Source organism: Bifidobacterium sp. LH_419, from assembly GCF_056356955.1.
In genome coordinates this window covers 67,567-89,128 of record NZ_JBKEVG010000008.1, presented here as the reverse complement: position 1 = coordinate 89,128, position 21,562 = coordinate 67,567, and the positions used below count along the sequence as shown (strand labels likewise).

General features: G+C 66.7%; 16 protein-coding genes. 11 read left to right on the top strand and 5 right to left on the bottom strand.

What is annotated here, in order from left to right:
* Positions 1-45: 45 nt before the first annotated feature.
* A complete protein-coding gene (locus AC1AYX_RS06645; RefSeq protein ID WP_476502774.1) occupies positions 46-813 on the bottom strand; it encodes a VOC family protein in 768 nt (255 codons plus the stop codon).
* Positions 814-861: 48 nt separating this feature from the next.
* Complete coding sequence (locus AC1AYX_RS06640) at positions 862-1,665, bottom strand: pyrroline-5-carboxylate reductase family protein (RefSeq protein WP_476502773.1); 804 nt, start codon at positions 1,663-1,665, stop codon at positions 862-864.
* Positions 1,666-1,946: 281 nt separating this feature from the next.
* Between AC1AYX_RS06640 and AC1AYX_RS06635 the strand changes: the two genes are divergently transcribed.
* From AC1AYX_RS06635 to AC1AYX_RS06600, 8 genes are all read left to right on the top strand, one after another.
* A complete protein-coding gene (locus AC1AYX_RS06635) occupies positions 1,947-2,996 on the top strand; it encodes a uroporphyrinogen decarboxylase family protein (protein WP_476502772.1) in 1,050 nt (349 codons plus the stop codon).
* Positions 2,997-3,046: 50 nt separating this feature from the next.
* Positions 3,047-4,216, top strand: coding sequence for an ABC transporter substrate-binding protein (locus AC1AYX_RS06630; RefSeq protein WP_476502771.1), 1,170 nt, complete (start codon positions 3,047-3,049; stop codon positions 4,214-4,216).
* 110 nt (positions 4,217-4,326) lie between these two features.
* Positions 4,327-6,141 (top strand): ABC transporter permease, encoded by a 1,815-nt coding sequence (locus AC1AYX_RS06625; protein WP_476502770.1) that lies wholly within the window; start codon positions 4,327-4,329, stop codon positions 6,139-6,141.
* 9 nt (positions 6,142-6,150) lie between these two features.
* Complete coding sequence (locus tag AC1AYX_RS06620; protein WP_476502769.1) at positions 6,151-7,977, top strand: ATP-binding cassette domain-containing protein; 1,827 nt, start codon at positions 6,151-6,153, stop codon at positions 7,975-7,977.
* Positions 7,974-9,215 carry an amidohydrolase gene (locus AC1AYX_RS06615; RefSeq protein ID WP_476502768.1) on the top strand — a complete coding sequence of 414 codons (1,242 nt, stop codon included), beginning with the start codon at positions 7,974-7,976 and terminating at the stop codon, positions 9,213-9,215. The genes AC1AYX_RS06620 and AC1AYX_RS06615 overlap by 4 nt, the downstream gene beginning before the upstream one ends.
* A gap of 86 nt (positions 9,216-9,301) precedes the next feature.
* Positions 9,302-10,597: an O-acetylhomoserine aminocarboxypropyltransferase/cysteine synthase family protein gene (locus AC1AYX_RS06610; RefSeq protein ID WP_476502767.1), complete on the top strand. Its 1,296-nt coding sequence runs from the start codon at positions 9,302-9,304 to the stop codon at positions 10,595-10,597.
* A gap of 187 nt (positions 10,598-10,784) precedes the next feature.
* Entirely contained in the window at positions 10,785-12,278 is a 1,494-nt protein-coding gene (locus AC1AYX_RS06605) for an RNA-binding domain-containing protein (RefSeq protein ID WP_476502766.1), read from the top strand.
* Positions 12,279-12,436: 158 nt separating this feature from the next.
* Positions 12,437-13,225 carry a YggS family pyridoxal phosphate-dependent enzyme gene (locus AC1AYX_RS06600; protein ID WP_476502765.1) on the top strand — a complete coding sequence of 263 codons (789 nt, stop codon included), beginning with the start codon at positions 12,437-12,439 and terminating at the stop codon, positions 13,223-13,225.
* Positions 13,226-13,230: 5 nt separating this feature from the next.
* On the opposite strand, the gene AC1AYX_RS06595 is transcribed toward AC1AYX_RS06600, so the two are convergent.
* Complete coding sequence (locus AC1AYX_RS06595) at positions 13,231-13,782, bottom strand: type 1 glutamine amidotransferase domain-containing protein (RefSeq protein ID WP_476502764.1); 552 nt, start codon at positions 13,780-13,782, stop codon at positions 13,231-13,233.
* Positions 13,783-14,079: 297 nt separating this feature from the next.
* Here AC1AYX_RS06595 and AC1AYX_RS06590 point away from each other — a divergent pair, with 297 nt between their 5' ends.
* The 3 genes from AC1AYX_RS06590 (at position 14,080) to clpB (ending at position 18,647) form a co-directional block, all read left to right on the top strand.
* Positions 14,080-14,796, top strand: coding sequence for a DUF4190 domain-containing protein (locus AC1AYX_RS06590; protein ID WP_476502763.1), 717 nt, complete (start codon positions 14,080-14,082; stop codon positions 14,794-14,796).
* Positions 14,797-14,867: 71 nt separating this feature from the next.
* Positions 14,868-15,689 carry a fumarylacetoacetate hydrolase family protein gene (locus AC1AYX_RS06585; protein ID WP_034529047.1) on the top strand — a complete coding sequence of 274 codons (822 nt, stop codon included), beginning with the start codon at positions 14,868-14,870 and terminating at the stop codon, positions 15,687-15,689.
* A gap of 267 nt (positions 15,690-15,956) precedes the next feature.
* Positions 15,957-18,647 (top strand): ATP-dependent chaperone ClpB, encoded by a 2,691-nt coding sequence (gene clpB / locus AC1AYX_RS06580; protein WP_476502762.1) that lies wholly within the window; start codon positions 15,957-15,959, stop codon positions 18,645-18,647.
* A 195-nt stretch (positions 18,648-18,842) separates the two neighbouring features.
* Here clpB and AC1AYX_RS06575 read toward each other — a convergent pair whose 3' ends face one another.
* Together AC1AYX_RS06575 and AC1AYX_RS06570 are read right to left on the bottom strand one after the other, a co-directional pair.
* Positions 18,843-19,958: a glycerophosphodiester phosphodiesterase family protein gene (locus AC1AYX_RS06575; protein ID WP_476502761.1), complete on the bottom strand. Its 1,116-nt coding sequence runs from the start codon at positions 19,956-19,958 to the stop codon at positions 18,843-18,845.
* Positions 19,959-20,175: 217 nt separating this feature from the next.
* Positions 20,176-21,438: a glutamate--tRNA ligase family protein gene (locus AC1AYX_RS06570; protein ID WP_476502760.1), complete on the bottom strand. Its 1,263-nt coding sequence runs from the start codon at positions 21,436-21,438 to the stop codon at positions 20,176-20,178.
* Positions 21,439-21,562: the final 124 nt, after the last annotated feature.

The following is a 21,562-nucleotide window of genomic DNA, read 5'->3' as shown; positions in this document are numbered from 1 at the left end:
TCGTCGCCGTCTTCCGCCACGTGACGGAAGACGGCGACGTTCCGGCTACAGGCTGCGGTAGCGCGCCTTGCCGATCGTCACGTCGAAGGACTTGCCGGCCGGTGCCTCGTACTGGAGTTCGGTGATGGCGTTGCGTCCGCCGCGCACGAACCGCCACGCGCGGCCCTCTCCCACGTTCAGGTCGATATAGCCGTCGCCGTCCGTGCGTTCCAGGTCGAACACGTCCGACCAGTGGGCGGCCACGGTCTCCGGATCGGGCACCTCGAACAGCGCGCGGCGCGTGTTCACCTCGCCGATCGCGTGCTGGTGCAGCAGCCCGCTCTTCTCGTAGCGTTCCAGCTGTTCGGCCTCGCTCGCGCCCCAATCGATGACGAACGGGTAGCGCAGACCCTGGTCGTCGCCCTTGATCCACAGCAGCTGCCAGCGGATCTCCTCGCCTTCGGCGGTGGTGCGGTTGCCCGGCACGATCTCGCCCAGATCGAGGCCCTTGGCGCGCAGACGCTCGGCCGCCGCCTCGATGCCGTGCACGTGCAGCGCCGGGCGGTAGAAGCCGACGAAATCGGGCAGCAGCTCGCCCGCCTCGTGGAAGATCAGGCCGCGGTCCGGCGTCTCCGCCAGCGCCTCGTCGCGGCTGTAGAGCGTGAGGAACTCGAGGTAGTTGTCGGTGAAGTAGGCGAGCGAGTTCTCGGTGCCGTGCCCGACGTGCTTGCCGCCGTAGCGCGCGGTGAGGCCCGCCTTGGCGAAGCGCTGCTCCGCCTCCTTCAGGTCGTTGACGAATTCGACCGTGTGGTCCCAAGTGAATTGCTGTGCCATGTGTCTGCTAGGTCTCCTGTCCCTGTCCTGTTTGTCCGTCCTCTTGCGTCACTTCGCGTTCGCGCCCAGCGACGTGGTGCGCTCCATGGCGGCGAGCACGGCCGTCTGCACGGAGGCCGCGAAGCCCGTCTTGTTGAGCGTGTACGCCTCGGTGATGCCCACGCCGCCCGGCGAATTGTTGATGTTGAGCAGCACCTGCGGCAGCACGTCCTTCTGCTTGAGGAACTCGGTGCCGCCGATGATCGTGTCGAGCGCGATCGCCTTCGCCACGTCGCGCGGCAGGCCGGCGAGCACGCCCGCGTCCACGTAGGCGTCGATGAAGTGGTAGACGATGTTCGGCGGGTAGAAGCCGGTGATGATGTCGATCAGACGCTCCTCCACATACAGCACCTTGCCGAACGTGTTGAGGAACGCGTCCACGTCCTCCTTGCGCGCGTTCGTGTTGAGCGCGGCACCGCTGTAGCCGTAGTCGACGGTGGTGAGCGTGTTCGGGATGATGCGCACGACGCGCCAGCCCTCGCCGAGGCTCTGTTCGAGCTTCTCGATCGTGTACCCGGCGACGATCGAGACCACGGTGGTCTTCGCCGGGTCGAAGCGCTTCGCCACCGATGCGGCGACGCCGGCCACATCGTCCTGCGGACGTACGGCGATCACGACGATGTCCGCGTCGGGCGTGTCCGTCGGCTTGGCGGGCTCCACGCCGTACGTGTCCTTCAGGAACGCGGCGCGCGCCTCGGAGATCTCCTCCACCCGGATATGGGCCACCGGGTAGGTCGCCTCCTTGCGCCTCACCGCCTCGATGATGGCGGTCGGCATGTTGCCGCCGCCGATGAAATACAGGTTCGCTCCCATGATGATTCCCCTTCCGTGGGCTCGTGGTCGTTCGCGGTTTTCGATATACACATCCCGTCATACCGGATGATCCCGCGCGCCGCGGCCGTTTGGCCGTGGAACGCCTATAGGTGTTATCGATAGGGAATTGCAAATCCCAGCAGCCGCCGGGCACGGATAAGACGCTATAAGAAAAGCGAGTAATGCAAAGGTGGATTCCGGTTTGACAGCGCCGCCGCGCATCGGTTTCGATGGTTGGCATCGGGGAAACCATCCACACCATTCGAGACAGGGAGGGGACCATGACGGATCGTCGCAGCGTCTTCCATGACATCATCAACCACAAGCCGACCGACGTGCCGTACCTCGTCGGCGCATGGCAGCATCTCGTCGGCCACGAATACGGCGCCGAGGGGTTCGCCTCCGCCTACGTCGACTTCGTCAAACGCTGGGACTGGGACTGGGTGAAGATCAACCCGCGCGCCGTCTACTACGCGGAGGCCTGGGGCTCCCGCTACGACAAGGACGACTACGCCGGATTCGTGCTGCCCAAGCGCGTCTCCTCCGCCATAGAGACCCCCGACGACGTGAGGAAGATCAAGGAGTTCGACGCCGCCGAGAACGAATACTTCGCCGAGGCGATCGCCGCCGCCGCGCTCATCCGCAAGGGTCTCCAGGACCGCGCCGTGCTCGAGACCATCTTCTCGCCGCTGAGCGTGCTCCTGCAGATCGCCGACCTGCCGTTGTACCCGGGCGACGACTACGCGACCGGCACGCTCACCGTCAAGGAGCTGATCTTCGACCAGCCGGAGGTCGCCAAGCTCGCGCTCGCCAACATCGCCCACACGCTCGCCTCCTACGCGCGCGCCCTCGTCAAGCCCGTCTCCGAAGGCGGTGCCGGCCTCGACGGCGTCTTCTACGCGGTCACCGGCACGGTGAGCGAGGACTACTTCGACGCGGCCCGCTACCAGGAGTTCTCCGAGCCCTACGACCGCATCGTCATCGACGCGGTCAAGCGCGCCAACCCGGACGCCGTCGTGCTGCTGCACACCTGCCGCGCGCACTCGCACCCGAACTGGTTCGACGTGCACGGCGTGGACGCGCTGCACTGGGACCAGTACCTGCCCGGCAACCCGAAGGCGGACGCCGACCTGACCGCCGTGCCGGTCGCCGGCGCCAACTACGAGCTGTTCGCCCCCGGCGGCGACGTCGACCAGCTGCGCCGCGAGCTCAAGGAGAGCATCGCCCTGCGCGAGGGCAGGCCGTTCCTGCTCGCCCCCAGCTGCACGGTGCCGACGCCCGCCTCCGACGAGGCGCTGCAGGCGCTCGCCGACGCCCGCGCGACCCGCTGAGCCAAGACTTCCAATCCGAACGCATGGTTTTTAGGAGAGAGGACAACACCATGAAGACATCACTGATCCGCAAGGCCGTCGCCGGCCTCGTGGCCGCCGGCACGCTGCTGGGCGTGTCCGCCTGCGGCCTGCAGGGCGATTCCGCCAGCTCCGGTTCGGGCTCCGGCTCCGACACCGTGAACATCGGCGTCATCTACCCGAAGACCGGCCAGTACGCCGAATACGGCAAGCTGTTCCAGCAGGGCTTCGACCTGGCCGTCGCCAAGGTGAACAAGGACGGCGGCGTCAAGGGCAAGAAGCTCGGCCTCAAGTACTTCGACACCCAGTCCGACGCCAAGCAGGACGCGGCCGTCGCGCCGAAGCTCGTGGCCGACAAGTCGATCATCGCCGTGGTCGGCGACTACGCGTCCCCGGCCTCCGCCGCCGCCTCGCCGACCTTCCAGCAGGCCGGCCTCGTCCACTACGGCTTCAACAACTCGGCCCCGACCTTCACCGACACCGGCGACCACGTGTGGACGCCGCAGATCGGCCAGGACAAGTACCAGAAGGCCAACGCGGACATCGTCGCCAAGAAGGCGAAGAAGATCTCCGTCGTCTACATCGAGAACGACTGGGGCAAGCAGGCCTACCAGTACTTCAAGCAGGAGGCCGAGAAGAACGGCACGCAGATCGTGTACGAGTCCAGCTACCTGCCCGACTCCACCGACCTCTCGCCGATCCTGATCCCGGCGCGTGACGCCAAGCCGGACGCGGTCGTCGACATCGGCTACGGCCCGGACGGCGCGCTCGTCATCAACACGCTGCGCGACAAGCTCGGCTACACCGGCCCGTACTACGGCGGCCAGGAGACCAAGGAGTTCCTCGACCTCGCCGGCAAGAACGCCGAAGGCTCGATCATCACCGGCTCGTTCTCCGCCACCGGCACCAAGGACGCCAAGGCCCAGCAGTTCGTCAAGGACTTCAAGGCCAAGTACGGCAACAACCCGGGCAACTTCGAAGTGACCGCCTACCAGGCGATCATCGACCTCGCCTACGCGGCCAACAAGACCGAGCCGACCCGCGAGGGCATCCAGAAGGCGCTGCAGACCGTGACCGACTTCCCGCTCTACCAGGGCAACGGCGGCACGTTCAAGTTCAACCAGAAGACCCGCCGCGCCGACAACATCGAGCCGATCCTGCTCATCGCGAAGGACGGCAAGTTCCAGCAGTACGAAGGCTGATCTCCGCGGCCTTCCCGTATCCCGCCACCCCGGCCGCGCCATCCGCGCGCGGCCGGGGTCCGGCGGGTCTCGGGAGGGCCATCGTAGATCGAGGATGAGATAGGACAACAATGTTTGATGTGCTTTTCGCCGGCGTGATCCACGGCAGCGCCTACGCGCTGGTCGCCGTCGGCATGTCGCTGATCTTCGGCGTGACCAACGTGGCCAACTTCGCGCAGGGCTCCATCGTCGCGGTCGGCATGATGGTCGCCTGGTGGCTCGGCACCACGGCCGGCTGGGGCATCGTGCCCACGTTCGTCGCCGTGGTCGTCGTCACCGGACTGCTCGGCCTCGTCATGAACGTGGCCGTCATCGCCCCGCTCGAAGGTCGCAAGCCGATCGCCGCGCTGCTCGCCACGATCGGCGTCGGCCAGGTGCTCGACAACGGCCTGCAGATGATCTTCGGACCGCAGACCCGCCCGTTCCCGAAGCTGCTGCCCACCTACAACCTCCAGTTCGCCGGCGTGCGCTTCGGCACCTCCGACGTGGTGATGGTCATCCTCGCCGTCGTCTCGATGCTCGGCCTGTGGGCGTTCCTCAAATACGGCAAGTCCGGCCAGGCGATCCGCTCCACCTCGCAGGATCCGGAGGCCGCGCTGCAGATGGGCATCCCCGTCAAGGCGATCCGCAACCTGTCCTTCGTGATCGGCTCCGTGCTCGCCGGCGTCTCCGGCATCTTCGTCGGCCTGTTCAACGCGAACATCAACCCGATGAACGGCGGCACGATCGGCATGACCGCGTTCGTCGCCGCCACGATCGGCGGCCTCGGCTCGATTCCCGGCGCCGTGGTCGGCGGCCTCGTGCTCGGCGTGGTCGAGGCGTTCGGCATCTCCCTGTTCGGCGACGGCGCGCACGACCTCATCACCTTCGGCGCGCTGCTCATCATCCTCATCCTCAAGCCGCAGGGCCTGCTCGGCCCGAAGAACGACGTCAGGTCCGAGCCGCTCACCGGCACGTTCCTCGGCGGCGGCCGGCCCATCCAACTGCCCTGGTGGGGCAACCTGATCGGCGCGGTCGTGCTGCTCGCCACCCCGTTCTTCTTCTCCGACTATCTCGCCGGCATCGGCACGCAGGTCGCCATCTACGCGATCGCCGCCGTCGGCCTCACCATGATCTCCGGCTCCGCCGGCCAGACGATCCTCGGCATGGCCGGACCGTTCGCCGTCGGCGCCTATGCCTCCGCGCTGCTCACCACCGAGGCGCACTGGCCGTTCCTCGCCGCCCTGCTCGCCGCAGGCGTGATCGCCGCCGTCGCCGCCAGCATCCTCACGTTCCCCGTGTGGAAGCTCTCCGGCCACTACGTCGCGATCGCCACGATCGGCGTGGGCGCGGTCATGGTCGCGATCATCCGTCTCGCCGAGCCGATCACCAAGGGCTCGCTCGGCATCCAGGGCATCCCGTTCCCCAAGGTGTTCGGCTTCACCCTGTACACGCAGCAGATGATGTACCTGCTCGACGTCATCGTCCTGCTGCTCACGCTCGTCATCGTCACGCGTCTGCGCGCCACGCACCTGGGCCGCGTGTTCGAGGCCGTCGGCTCCGACCGTGAGGCCTCCGAGGCGCTGAGCATCCGCACCGGCGCGTACAAGGCGCTCGCCTATGCGCTCGCCACGTTCTTCGCCGGCCTCGCCGGATCGCTCCTCGCGCACCAGTACACGTACATCGATCCGACGATCTTCAACTCGAACATGTCGATCCTGATCCTCACGATCATCGTGCTCGGCGGCATGAACTCGCCGGTCGGCGCGGTGCTCGGCTCGATCATCCTCATCGGCGCGCCCGAACTGCTGCGCTTCGCCACCGACGCTCGCATCCTCCTGTACGGCGTGCTGCTCGTCCTCGTCATCCTGTTCCGTCCGCAGGGCCTGTTCGCCCGGAAAGCCTGAGTGGTAGCCATGACCGACTCCGAATACTCCACCGTCGACACAGTCACCGGCATCGACATCGACAACGAGCGGCTCACGAACCCCGAGGCGCTCGCCGAATACTCCGCCAAGCACCGCAAGGCCGTGCTCGAGGCGCCCGTCGTGCTGCGCGTGCGCGACCTCGACAAGTCCTTCAACGGCCTGCACGCCGTCAACAAGGTCTCGTTCGACCTGCATCGCGGTGAGGTCATCTCGATCATCGGGCCGAACGGCTCCGGCAAGTCAACGACCATCAACCTGATCTCCGGCTTCCTCGACCCGGATTCCGGCATCATCGACCTGGACGACGAACCGGTCGCCGGCTACCCGTCCGCCGAGATGTCCGAACGCGGGCTCGCCCGCACGTTCCAGAACGGCCGCGTGTTCGGCGCGCTCACCGTCGACGAGAACATCAACCTCGGCTACCACAAGCGCCTGCGCGCGCTGCGCCCGTTCAAGAACCTGCAGCGCTACCCGATCGTGCGCTGGCTGCCGCTGCTCGCCGAGACCGGCGTCGCGCTCATCCCCGGACCGAAGGCGCGCAAGGAGGCCAAGGAGGTCGACATCCGCGTCGGCCGCGAGATCGACCGCTTCCGCGAACGCCTCGGCTCCCGCCGCAACGACTACGCGTACACGCTCTCCTACGCGAACCGCCGCCGCACCGAGATCGCCCGCGCGCACATCAGCGAACCGAAGATCCTGCTCCTCGACGAGCCGACCGCCGGCATGAACCAGTCGGAGACCGCCGAAGTGCTCCAGCAGCTGCAATACCTGAAGGCGCAGGGGCACACGATCCTACTCGTCGAACACAAGATCGAACTCGTCACCGCCCTCTCCGACCGCGTCATCGCGATGGACGGCGGCCGCATCATCGCCGAGGGCGCGCCGGACGACGTGCGCAAGGCGCCGCAGGTCGTCGAGGCGTATCTCGGCAAACGCCGCGAGATCAACCACACGCGCGTCTCCGGCCAGAGCAACGTGCTCGCCATGCAGAACGCCATCGAATCGGACAGTGCGTCCGGCTCCCTCGCCAAGGTCGAGGAGCACGACGCCGACCTCGAACAGGACAAGGCCGCGGCGCGCAAGGCCGACGAGTCGGCGCTGCTCGCGCTCGACGACGTCAACGTGTTCTACGGGCAGGTGCACGCGCTGCAGAACGTGTCCATCCGCGTGCCGCAGGGCGCGATCGTCTCGCTGCTCGGCGGCAACGCGTCCGGCAAATCCACGACGATGAAGACGATCCTCGGCATCAACCACCCGAAGACCGGCTCCCTGTGGTACCAGGGACAGGACATCACCAGACTGTCCACGCGCAAACGCGTGGAGACCGGCATCGCCGCCGTGCCGGAGGCCCGCCGCGTCTTCCCGCAGATGACCGTCGAGGAGAACCTGCTCTCCGGCGCGTACACCCGCAACGACAAGTCCGGCATCGCCACCGACCTCGAAGCCATGTACGAACGCTTCCCGCGCCTCAAGGAACGTCGCATGCAGCAGGCCGGCACGATGTCCGGCGGCGAACAGCAGATGCTCGCGTTCGCCCGCGCGCTGATGAGCCGCCCGAAGATCATCTGCATGGACGAGCCCACGATGGGCCTGTCGCCGAAACTCGTCGAGGACGTGCTGGAACAGATCGCGAAGCTGCGCGACGAGCTCGGCGTCTCCGTACTCATGGTCGAACAGCAGGCCGAGCTCGCGCTGTCCATCGCCGACTACGGCTACGTGCTGCAGAACGGACGCATCCGTCTGCACGGCAAGGCCGCCGACCTTCTCGGCAACGAACAAGTGCAGGAAGCCTACCTGGGAGGAACGAAACAATGACCGACGCCGCGACCGAAAAAGCCACGACCGAAGCCACGCAGGCCACGACCGCGCTGGAGGCGGAACTGCTCGACCACTACCGCTGGTTCCACCGCCACCCGGAACCCTCCTACGAGGAGCACGCCACCACGGCGAAACTGAGGGAGATTCTCGAAGCGCACGGCATCGAGATTCTCGACTCCGGACTCAGGACCGGACTCGTCGCCATCGTGCGCGGCGCGCTGGATGGCCCGGTCGTCGCCATCCGCGGCGACATCGACGGCTTGCCCATCACCGAGAACACCGGACTGCCGTACACGTCCGAGAACGTCGGATACATGCACGGCTGCGGCCACGACTTCAACATGACCGTCGCGCTCGGCGCCGCCATCCTGCTCCAGTCGCGCAAGGACGAGCTGCACGGCACGGTCAAGGTGATCCTCCAGCCCGCCGAGGAAGGCAAAGCCACGAAGGAACGCCCCACCGGCGCCGTCCAGGTGCTCGACACCGGCGTGCTCGACGACGTGCAGGCGTTCTTCGGCACGCACGACGCGCCCGGCGAGACCGGAGCCATCGCCATCCGCGAAGGCGGCATCTCCGGCGCCGTCGACAAATTCCAGGCGACCATCCACGGCACCGGCTCGCACGCCGCCGAACCCGACCGCGGCATCGACCCGATCGCCGTGCTCGGCGCCGTGCTGCAGGGCCTGCAGACCGTGACCGCACGCAGCCTCGACCCGGTCGACCCGCGCGTGCTCTCCGTCACGCACGTCGAAGCCGGCAGCACGTGGAACGTCATCCCGCAGGACGCGTTCCTCGAAGGCACGGTGCGCACCACCGAACCGAAGGACCGCCACCTCGCCAAGGACAAGGCCGTCGCCATCATCGAACGCACCGCCGAGGCGTACGGTGCCACCGCCGACGTCAACTGGTTCTTCGGCTCGCCATCCGTCGTCAACGACGGCGCATGGGCCGCGTTCGGCCGCCGCGTCGCACGCGACGAAGGTCTCGCCGTGGCCGACGATCGCCCGCAGCTCGGCGGCGAGGACTTCTCCTACTATCTCCAGCGCAAGCCGGGCCTGTTCGTGCACATCGGCGCCGGCGACGCCGGAGCCGCGCACACGCCCGCGTTCCGCCCCGATCCGGCCGGAATCTGGCCGGGGGCTCGCTTCCTCGCCGCGCTCGCCTTCCGCGCGTTGGACGAATGGGACGACGCCGCTCCCGCCGGCCGTATCATCCATGCTGATACCGAACGATAAACAACGCCTGTATCGGCAGGTACGTGTCGCTGCGACTACGTTCCTACACTGGTGACCATTCACGACTTCAAGGGGAGAATACGCACATGACGCAAGCCTTCGCCACAGCGGCCATCCATGCCGGCTACGACCGACTCCAGCACGACGACGCGGTGAGCACGCCGATTTACGCCTCGGCGGCGTTCGACATGGAAAGCGCCGTCCGCGGCGACGCGCTCGCGGCCGGCGAGACGACGGGATTCTCGTACTCGCGTGTGGCCAACCCGACCGTCGACGCGCTCGAGCAGCGCATCGCGGCGCTCGAAGGCGGCACCAGCGCCGTCGCCGTCGCCTCCGGCATGGCGGCCGTCTCGTTCGCGCTGCTGTGCGCCGCCGAGAACGGCGGGCGCATCATCTCGCCCTCCAACCTGTACGGCGCCTCGGTCGACGCGATGGAGAGCTTCTTCCCGCACTTCGGCGTGCACACTGATTTCGTGAAGAACATCAACGACCTCGACGAGGTCGCCTCGAAGATCGGTCCGGACACGCGCGCCATCTTCGCCGAATCCGTGGCGAACCCGTCCACCGAGATCACCGACCTGGAGCCGCTCGCCGAACTCGCGCACAAGCACGGCATCCCGCTGATCGTCGACAACACCGTGCCCACGCCCTACCTGCTGCGCCCGTTCGACTTCGGCGCCGACATCGTCGTGCACTCCACGACGAAGGGCATCACCGGGCATGGCAATGCGATCGGCGGCGTCGTGGTCGACGCGGGTCGCTTCGACTGGGCGAACGGCCGCTTCCCGCAGTTCACCGAGAACGAGCAGGTGATCAGTGACGAACGTAACGGCGTCGAGCACAGCTTCGCCGAACGCTACGGCAAGGACGCGTTCATCCGCCGCATCCGCATCAAGTACCTGCGCACGTTCGGCGCCGTGCCGAGCCCGTTCAACGCGTACCTGTCGCTTGTCGGCGTGGAGACGCTGCCGCAGCGCGTGCGCCAGGAGGTCGAGACGGCCACGGCGGTCGCGCGCCACCTCACGCACACCCCGCACGTCATCAAGGTCAACTACTCCGGACTCGGCAATACGCCGCAGTTCGACCTGCTGCCCAAGTACTTCCCGAAGGGCGTCGGCACGATCCTGTCGTTCCTCGTGGACGGCGACGAAAGCAACGTGCGCCGCATCCTCGACGGCACCAAGGTGTTCTCCTACGTGCCGAACATCGGCGACGCGCGCTCGCTCATCGTCGACCCGGCGCGCATCACCCACCGCGAGGTCCCGGCCGAGTACCGTCTCGCCGCCGGCGTGACCGACAACCTGATCCGCCTGTCCATCGGACTGGAGGACGCCGCCGACCTGATCGCCGACCTCGACCAGGCCATCGCCGCCGCCTACTGACGCCTCGCCGCCGGGCCGTGCGCATTGCGGTGTATCCGCATGCGCATGGCCCGGCGGCGTGATTATCGGCTCAATGATTGTCCGCAAACGGATTATTGTCCGTAAATACCCGTAATTGTCCGTAAATTGGCTGATACTGGTCTGCAATCAGGGTTATTGTCCGCAAAATGGCTGATTTGGGGTGGATATGTTCGATTTACGGTCATTGGATGACTTGCGGGAAGGCAATCGTCTGGAAGCCAAGGAAGCCGCCGGCGGTGTGCCGAAGAGCGTATGGGAGACGTATTCGGCGTTCGCGAACACCAACGGCGGAGTGATTCTGATGGGCGTGAGCGAAGACCGGCGGCATAATCTGACCGCCACGGGGGTGCGTGACCCGGAACGCACGGTGAAGGATTTTTGGGACACGGTCAACAACCGCAACAAAGTCAGCGCGAATGTGCTTGCCGACGAAGACGTGTCGATCGAGCAGGTCGATGGCGCATCGGTCGTCGTCGTGCGTGTGCCGCGTGCCAGCCGTGAATCCAAACCCGTGTATATAGACCGCAATCCCGTCGGCGGGACATACCGCCGCAACGGCGAAGGCGATTACAAGTGCTCGGAAGAGGAATACCGTGCCATGGTGCGCGATAACGGCACCGGTTCCGAGACGCTCGACCATATGCCGTTGGAACGGTTCGGAATCGAAGATCTCGATGCGGATACGGTAGGCTCCTACCGCAACACCCTCAGCGCCGTCCGTCCGGGGCATCCGTGGCTGGCTCTGGACATGGACGAATTCCTGATGCGCTTGGGCGCGGTGGCCAAAGGCGATGACGGTCGGCCGCATCCGACCCGTGCCGGCCTGCTGATGTTCGGCCACGATTGGAAGATCACGCAGGAATTCCCCTACTATTTCCTCGACTATCGGGAGGTCTCGGATGGCGTGCGTCGCTGGGATCACCGCATCGTCAGCGGTGATGGGGAATGGAGCGGCAACCTGTATGATTTCTGGCTCAAGGTCTGGGCGCGGCTGGCGCAGGCCGTTCGTCGTCCGTTCGCCGTCGACGTCGATATGCGGCGTGTGGACGATACGCCGTTGCATCTGGCGTTGCGTGAGGCGTTGGCGAATACGCTCATCCACGCCGACTACTACATGCGTGGCAACACGGTGATCATCCGGAACCGGGAATCCATTTCCTTCTCGAACCCTGGAGGATTGCGCATCCCCGCCGATGTGGCCATGGCGGGAGGGCTGTCCGACTCCCGTAACCCCACGTTGCTGAAGATGTTCGCATTGATTTCCGTCGTCGAACGCGCCGGCAGCGGCTTCGACGCCATGCGTTGGGGTTGCGATTGGGCCCATATCCCGCACCCGAAGTTGACTGAATCCTTCGACCCGGATCGGACGATGTTGGAGTTCCAAGTCGACGATGCGGATGCGTGGGATGGCGGCTCGTCGCAGTCCTCCTCTGTCGTGTCGGCGTCGGGGGAGGGGATTCCCCAAGTGAAGTCGAAACCGGACGCGCGCGACATCGTGATCGACTATCTGCGGCGTGAACGTTCCATCAGCAGGGCCACAGTGGAACGGTTGGCTGATGTCAGCGCCTCCAAGGCGAAGTACGTGCTGAGAGGCCTTGTGGACGAGGGGATAATCGAGCAGCAGGGCCGAGGGCGAGGAACGCGCTATACGTTGCGTTGATCGTCGTTCCGTGCGCGCCGTGAAGCCGCCCGTGACGCACGTCGTGCGTACGGGCGGCTTCACGCGTACAGTATGCGTACGGGTGACGCGCACGTCGCGTGGAGCGTGTGTCGCGTGAACGAAACGAAACGGATGATGACGAGGGGAGCGTGGCAGGCATGACGGCATACATGGACCACAAGGATCTGGCGAACGAGACGATCGACGAGACGCGCACGCGCGAGATCGCCGACGGCGTCAAGCGCGTGCTTGACGGCATTGCCGAGGCGGAGCAGGCGGCCGGACGCGACGCCGGATCGGTCAGGCTGCTCGCCGCGACGAAGACGCGCGACGTGGGCGAGATCATGGCCGCGATCGACGCGGGCGTGCGCATGATTGGCGAGAACCGCCCGCAGGAGGTGCAGGCGAAGGCCGAGGGGTTGGCGCGACAGTGCGCCGCACGCGGCCTCGAACTCGGCCGCGACGTGCCGTTCCACCTGATCGGGCAGTTGCAGTCCAACAAGATCGGCAAGGTGCTGCCCGTCGTCAACACCATCGAATCGGTGGATTCGATCGAACTGGCGGAGAAGATCGCCCGCCGCGCGGTCATGCGCGACATGACCATCGGCGTGCTGCTCGAAGTCAACGAATCCGGCGAGGAATCGAAGTCCGGCTGCGCGCCCAGCCACGCCATCGACCTCGCCAAGCGCATCGGCGCGATGGGCGGGCTGGAACTTCAGGGATTGATGACGATTGGCGCGCATGTGGACGACGAGGCGACGATCCGCGCCGGATTCGCCCACCTGCGCCGCACCCGCGACCAGATCCTCGCCTCCGGCGCGCAAGGCACCGAAGGCTGCAAGGAACTGTCGATGGGCATGACGCAGGACATGGCGATCGCCATCGAGGAAGGCTCCACGATCGTGCGCGTAGGCACCGCGATCTTCGGCCCCCGCGCCTTCATCTGAGTCGATTAGGCCTCCAGCGCTTCCTTGATCGCGCCGACGAAGTAGTCGAGGTCGTCGGGCTTGCGGGAGGTGATGAGCTTCCAGCCGTTGTTGTCGTCCACGTGCAGCTGCTCGTCGACGTAGTGGCCGCCCGCGTTCTCGATATCGGCGGCGATGTAGCGGCACGGCGCGGCGGTCTTGCCGGCCACGAGGCCCGCGTTCACCAGCAGCCAGGCGCCGTGGCAGATCGCGGCGATCGGCTTGCCTTCATGCGCGAACTCCTGCGCGAGCGTGATCGCGTCCTCGTTCACGCGGATGCGGTCCACGTTGCAGGTGCCGCCGGGCACGACCAGCAGGTCGTAGTCGGCCGCCTGCACGTCGGAGAGCGTCGTGTCCGGGGTGAGCGTCTCGCCCTCGTAACGGTCGTGCTGCACGGTCTCGCACTTGTCGAGCGTGGTCGCGGCGAGCGTCACCTGCGCGCCCGCGGCCTTCAGATCGCGCAGCGGACGGGTGAGTTCCGTCTCCTCGATGCCCCAGTTGTTCACGATGATGAGCACCTTCTTGTCCGCGATGGCCATGGTTCCTCCTTGGAATGCCTTGGTGATGCGCCGGCCGTCCGGAAGCGCCGGAACGGCCGGCCGCATATGTGGTTGCTTGCCGTACCCCATTATGCCGCGGGCCGCGTCGCGCGCGTCGGTTCAGCGCGCGCTAAGCTGAGGGAGATACGTCGAGCCATGCCCGCGGGGCTTCTTCCCGACAACAGGCTGACGGAGGACGGGGGAGAGAAAGCCGTCATTCGGAATCACGCAGGATGAACCGGTGATCCTGCGAACCGGCACACTGACGCAGCCGACGCAATCGGCGAGGAGGACGCAATGAGCGAACCATACAATACGAATCCCAATCCCTATACGAATCCCAATCCGGTCGGTCCCGATACGAACCCCGCCGGCGTTCCGGCGCAGGAGCCGTACGGAGCGACGTCGCCCGACCCGTATGCGCCGGCGACGCCCGCAAACCCGTATGCGCAGGCCGCGCCGGAGCCCGCCGCCGGTGGCGCGCCGTACGGTGCGTACGCGCCGGCCGGCGCGGCTGTGCCGCCGGTGCCGCCGGCACAGCCCGCGTACGGCGTCGCTTCCAGTGGCGTTCCGGGCGGCGTGCCCGGCAATCCGTATGTTCCGGGCACCGCGTACCAGCCGTACTACCAGCCGGAGCCGCGCTGGAACGCGATGGCCATCGCCGGGTTCGTCGCGTCGTTCATGGTCTCGATCGTCGGTCTGGTCCTCAGCATCATCGGTCTCAACCAAATCAACAGGACCGGCGAGAAAGGCAGGGGCCTCGCCATCGCCGGCATCATCGTCGGCGCGCTGTCCACGCTCGTGTCCGTCGTGTTCGTCGTCCTGTTCGTCACGGCCGTCGTCGACGCGTCATCGCACGGCTACGACTATTCGTATGATGACGGCGGCGACGGCTACGACTATTCCGACGAAGGCGACGACACGACGAACGCCGCCGACCGTCTCGCCGCCGCACCGGACAGCGCGACCGCACGTCTCGACGCGATTGTCGCCGCGACCCTGCCGACCCGCTGACCGCCGCATACGCCGGAACGCACGCCGGAACGCGCCGGACGGCGCGACGGCGTGCGGCTAGACTAAGCAGCATGAGAATCGCACGTTTTTCATTGAATGACACGCCGCGATACGCCTTCGTGCAGAAGGACGAATCGGACGGCAAGGATTATCTCGTCGAACTCGACGGCCACCCGCTGCTCGGCGGCAAGGTCGCCCCGACCGGCAAGCGCTACGCGCTCGACGCCGACGGCATCCGCCTGCTCTCGCCGGTCCTGCCGAGCAAGGTGTACGGACTCGCCAAGAACTACGAGGCGCACGCGCAGTACATGCACGAGGCCGGCCACTCCGAGATCTCGCACGCCCCGGAGGACATGGTCATCTTCACCAAGCCGTCCACCTCGGTGATCGGCCCGGACGACCCGATCGTGTACCCGGCCTGCTCGAAGGACATGAACTTCGAGCCGGAACTCGCCGTCGTCATGGGCCGCGTCGCCAAGAACGTGCCGGTCGAGAAGGCCATGGACTACGTGCTCGGCTTCACCTGCGTCAACGACGTGACGCTGCGCGACCTGCAGGGCCTCGACCCGACGTGGACGCGCGCCAAGGGCTTCGATACGTCCTGCCCGCTGGGGCCCTGGATCGTCACGCGCGACGACGTGAACTGGAAGGACGCGAAGATCTCGTTCACGCTCAACGGCGAGGACGTGGCGATGGCGTCCGGCACGACCGCGAACCTCATCCACGGCATCCCCGAGCAGATCGCCGCGATCAGCTCGTTCTCGACGCTCCTGCCCGGCGACGTCATCATGACCGGCACGCCGAACGCGTCCGGCCACCTCGACCCCGGCGACGAGACCATCGTCCACGTCGAAGGCGTCGGCGACCTGCGCAACGTGATCGTGCGCGCGTAAGACGCACTATCTCTGCGCCCCCTTGAGGGGGAGCTGGCAGCCGAAGGCTGACTGAGGGGGTGCCCGCCGGATCGCCGGCGAGTGCCCCCTCAGTCTCACTGCGTTCGACAGCTCCCCCTGAAGGGGACGCAATGCGTGGCGCCGTCGTTTTCGCAGCGATGAAATGAAACTTGAGTCGATGGCGCTCAAGTTTTGGGAATAGAATGTCCTCCAGGTCGGTTGAACGTGTCAGAACACGAACAACCTAGAGACTTGGAGGACAGACTTATGGAACAGAAGTTCACGACCATGGCCCAGGAGGCCATCGGCGACGCCATCCAGAGCGCTGCCGCCGCAGGCAACGCGCAGGTTGAGACCCTGCACGTGATGGACGCGCTGCTACGCCAGGAGCAGGGCGTCGTGCGCGGGCTCATCCAGGCCGCGGGCGGCGACCCGCAGGCCATCGGTGCGGCCGTGCGCAACGCATTGGTGGCGCTGCCGAGCGCGTCCGGCTCGACCACGTCGCAGCCGCAGGCCAGCCGCCAGCTGACCGCCGCGCTCGCGCAGGCCGAGAAGGAGATGCAGCAGATGGGGGACGAGTACGTCTCCACCGAACACCTGCTCATCGGCATCGCCGCATCGGCCCCGAACCAGTCGGCCGAGATCCTGAAGAAGAACGGCGTCACGCCTGAGGCCCTGCGCAAGGCCGTGCCCGGCGTGCGCGGCGGCGCGAAGGTGACCAGCCCGGACGCGGAAGGCAGCTACAAGGCGTTGGAGAAGTACTCCACCGACCTGACCGCCGCCGCGAAGGAAGGCAAGCTCGACCCGGTGATCGGCCGCGATCAGGAGATCCGCCGCGTCATCCAGATTTTGAGCCGTCGTACGAAGAACAACCCGGTGCTGATCGGCGAGCCCGGCGTCGGCAAGACCGCCGTCGTCGAAGGCCTCGCGCAGCGCATCGTCGCCGGCGACGTGCCGACCACGCTGCAGGGCAAGAAGCTCATTTCGCTTGACCTCGGCTCCATGGTGGCCGGATCGAAGTACCGTGGCGAGTTCGAGGAGCGCCTGAAGGCGGTTCTCAACGAGATCAAGAACGCGAACGGCCAGATCATCACGTTCATCGACGAGATCCATACGATCGTCGGCGCCGGCGCGGCCGAAGGCTCGATGGACGCCGGCAACATGCTGAAGCCGATGCTCGCCCGCGGCGAACTGCGTCTGATCGGCGCGACCACGCTCGACGAGTACCGCGAGAACATCGAGAAGGACCCGGCGCTGGAGCGTCGTTTCCAGCAGGTGTTCGTCGGCGAGCCTTCCGTGGAGGACACGATCGCGATCCTGCGCGGCCTGAAGCAGCGTTACGAGGCACACCACAAGGTGACGATTGGCGACGACGCGCTCGTGGCCGCCGCGACCCTGTCCAACCGGTACATCTCCGGCCGTCAGCTGCCCGACAAGGCCATCGACCTGGTCGATGAGGCGGCCGCTCATCTGCGTATGGAACTCGACTCCTCCCCGGAGGAGATCGACGAGCTCCAGCGCAAGGTGACCCGCTACGAGATGGAGGAGATGCAGCTCAAGAAGGCTGAGGACCCGGCCTCCAAGGAGCGTTTGGAGAAGCTGCAGGCCGAAATGGCCGACGCGCGCGAGAAGCTCGCGGGGCTCAAGGCCCGTTGGGACGCGGAGAAGGCCGGCCACAACAAGGTCGGCGACCTGCGCGCCAAGCTTGACTCGCTGCGTGTCCAGGCGGACAAGTTCACCCGTGAGGGCAACCTCGCCGAGGCGAGCCGCATCCTGTACGGCGAGATTCCGGCCATCCAGAAGGAGCTCGCCGCCGCCGAGAAGGCGGACGCCGAGTCGAAGGAAGGCGGCGAAGACGCGAACAAGCCCGAGCCGATGGTCCCGGACCATGTGGACGCCGATTCCGTCGCGGAGATCGTCTCCGACTGGACCGGCATCCCCGTCGGCCGCCTCATGCAGGGCGAGAACGAGAAGCTGCTCCACATGGAGAACTACCTCGGCAAGCGCGTGATCGGTCAGAAGGAAGCCATCCAGGCCGTGTCCGACGCGGTGCGCCGCTCGCGCGCCGGCATCTCGGACCCGAACCGTCCGACCGGCTCGTTCCTGTTCCTCGGCCCCACCGGCGTCGGCAAGACCGAGCTCGCCAAGGCGCTCGCGGACTTCCTGTTCGACGACGAGAAGGCCATGGTGCGCATCGACATGTCCGAGTACATGGAGAAGGCCTCCGTGTCTCGTCTGATCGGCGCCGCGCCGGGCTACGTCGGCTACGAGCAGGGTGGTCAACTCACCGAGGCCGTGCGTCGTCGCCCGTACTCCGTCGTGCTGTTCGACGAGGTCGAGAAGGCGAATCCGGAGATCTTCGACGTGCTGCTGCAGGTGCTCGATGATGGCCGTCTGACCGACGGTCAGGGCAGGACCGTGGACTTCAAGAACACGATCCTTATCATGACCTCCAACCTCGGCTCCCAGTTCCTCGTCAACGACGATATGGACGCCGACGCCAAGAAGAAGGCTGTGATGGACGCGGTGCACATGAACTTCAAGCCGGAGTTCCTGAACCGTCTCGACGACATCGTGATGTTCCACCCGCTCACCCGCGAGGAGCTCGGCGGCATTGTCGACATCCAGGTGAAGAGCGTGGCCGCGCGTCTCACCGACCGTCGCATCAAGCTGCATGTGACGGCCGCCGCCCGCGAATGGCTCGCCAACACGGGCTACGATCCGGCGTACGGCGCCCGTCCGCTGCGCCGCCTCGTGCAGACCGAGGTCGGCGACCAGCTGGCCCGCATGCTGCTCGCCGGCAAGGTGCACGACGGCGACACGGTGCTCGTCGACCAGACCGGCGGCGAACACCTGGAGCTCACCGCCATGCCCGAGGACCCGCTCGCGGGTTCCGGTAACGCGTCCGCGCCCGACGACCCCGACGTCAACGTCGAGGACGTCAAGACCGACGAGTGATTGCACGGTCTGCGGCACCCTATGACGGGTGAGGAGAGCGCATAAGCTCCATCTCCTGCGCCCCCTTCTAGGGGGAGCTGTCGAGCGTAGCGAGACTGAGGGGGTGTCCGGCAGGCATAACAAGCCGCCGGGCACCCCCTCAGTCGTCCTTCGGACGCCAGCTCCCCCTGAAGGGGGCGCAGCGGGGCGCTACGACTAGCGGTTGTCCGGTACGAACGCTTCGAAGATGTGGTGGTCGAAGTACTGGTCGCACTGCGCGAGTTCGTCGCTGGAACGCACCGTCCACGAGACGGCGATTGCGCCCATCGAACGGGCGAGACGCACCTGCGGCAGCGCGCCGCCCGTCCAGTCGTAGGCGATGAAATCGGGGCGGGACAGCCAGTCGAAGGCGAGCAGACCGGCGGCGAACTCGGCCGGACCGTTCTTCGTGAGCGAGGCGGGCCAGCTCAACTGGCCACGGCACACTTCCGGATGATGCGCCTTATACCAGTTCACCGCACCCGGGTTGAACGATTCGATGACGTACGGCCCCGCGTACGCCTCCAGCAACGCGTGGCCTTTCTCCATCAGTTCGGTCTCGCGCTCGCCCCACGCGGCGTTGTCGTTGAACTTGTATTCCACGATGAGCGGTGCACGCCCCGCCACCACCTTGAGCACGTCGGCGAACAACGGCACATGCTGGTAGTAGCCTTCCGGCGCGGTGGCCGGCGTGACGACCAGCGGCGGATTCTCGCTCGCGCCCGGCAGCGGATGCGCCTTGAGATCGCCCGGCTTCGAGCCGCGGGAGGCGGGGAACAGGGGGATGCGCGTCAGCTCGTCGTAGGTGAGATCCTCGATGCGGCGCGGGTCGCCCGCCACACGCAGGAGATTCGCGTCATGCACGACGACCACCTGGCCGTCGAGCGTGAGCTGCAGATCGAGTTCGATGCCGTAGCCGGCCTCGCAGGCTGCGGCGAACGCGGCGAGCGAGTTCTCCGGCGCGATCGGCCCGGTCTCGTCCGCCGTGCCGTACCCGGCCTTCAAGGCCATGCGCCGGGCGAGCGCCACATAATCGGCGTTCTCGGCAATCGAGGCGTCGGTCGTGTCCGCCTTCGCACTGACCGGATTGTCGCCGCCGTAATCGGGGATATCCGTGACGTTCACGAGCCCCGAACCCGCGTCGTGCAGACCGCGGTGCGCATACCAGACGTCGGGGATGACGGGCACATAGTTGCGGCGTTTGTCGTTGAACGTGCGCGGCGCCATGGCCCACGCGGCGGCTCCCGCGGCCGCGATGCCGCCGATCAGAACGTTTCTCAGGGCCTTCGACATGGCAATCCTCCCATACGTGTGACGTGACGCCGGCGGGGAGTGGTGCGCGAGGCGATGCCGCGGACCGTTGCCGCGACCCGCCGTCACGCCGCTCCCGTGCCGGATGCTGCCCCCAGACTACACCGCGCGAATGGGTGGCGGGTCATATCGCCCGCGCGGGTGGCGTCGGTCCGCACGGGGCGTGTCGTGGCCGTGTCGTGGATGCGTTGTGGCCGCGTTATGGCCGTAGCGCGTCGGCGAGCCACGTGGGCATCAGCGGATCGTCCGGGTCGAGCCGACGGTCCGCGTGTTCCGCGCGCAGCGGCTTCCAGCCGCCCGTGCGGAACACGTCGAGCAAGTCGCGTGCCGTGCATGGTTCCGGCGTTTCGGCGAGCCGCAGCAGCCACGCGCACACGCCCGTCACCTGCGCCGCCGTCACGCCGCGCTCCCGCAGCGCGCCCATGTCCAGCGAGCGTTCGCGCTTGGCGAGTCGACGGCCCGCCGCGTTGTCGATGAGCGGGATATGCGCGTAGGACGGGTGCGCGGGCGTGGGGTGGTCTGGTTGCGGGCGATCGTATGCGTGATTGCGGGTGATTGTGGATTGCGCGGTGATTGTGGATTGCGCGGACTTTGCGCGGGCGGTCTCTCCCCCAGTCAGCCTACGGCTGACAGCCCCCTCGTCAGAGGGGGCCGGAGAGATGCTCGAACAGTCGTTCGGCAGTGCGCGAAGGCTGACGGCCCTCTTGTCAGAGGGGGCCGAGGACTCGTGCGAGGGGAGTGCGATGTGCCAGCCGGCGGCGATGAGGCGCTCGCGGATGTAGATTTGCAGGGCGGTGGAGCGTAGCAGATCGCGGCCGCGCATGATCGAGTCGACGCCCATCGTGAGATCGTCGACTGTGACGACGAACTGGTACCCGAACAATCCATCCGACCGGCAAATCACCGAATCGCCGATATCGCGCGTGAGATCGAACGACTGCGGCCCGAACACCGCATCGTCGAACGTGACAACGGTGCTCTCGGTCGTTCCGATATCGGGCATCGCGATGCGCAGGGAGTGGCGGTCGCCGCGCGCGAGACGTGCGCGCACCTCGTCGGGGCGGTCGCGCATGAGACGGCGGCAGGTGCCGGGGTAGATCTGGAAGCCGTCGCCCTCCTGCGGCGCGGACGCGGCGCGGATGTCCGCGCGCGAGCAGAAGCACGGGTAGATGAGCGGGATGCCGTCGACGCTCTGCGATTCCAACAGACGCAGCGCCTGCTCGTACAGGCCGATGCGCTGCGACTGGTAGACGGGTTCGCCGTCCCAGTCGAGGCCGAGCCAGTCGAGATCGTCCATGATCCACCGGTCGGCGTCCGGCAGCACGCGCGGGGTGTCGATGTCCTCGATACGCAGCAGCATGCGCTGGCCGCGCGCCCGCGAGTCGAGCCACGCGGCCAGCATCGCCGCCATATTGCCGATATGCATGCGCCCCGAAGGCGTAGGTGCGAACCGTCCCGTCATGCGACCCAGCCTACACGCGGCACGGGCGGGCGGGGCGTATACACCCCCTCAGTCGTGCTCCGCATGACAGCTCCCCCTGAAGGGGGCGCAACATGCACGGTCATATGCGCCCCCCTTCAGGGGG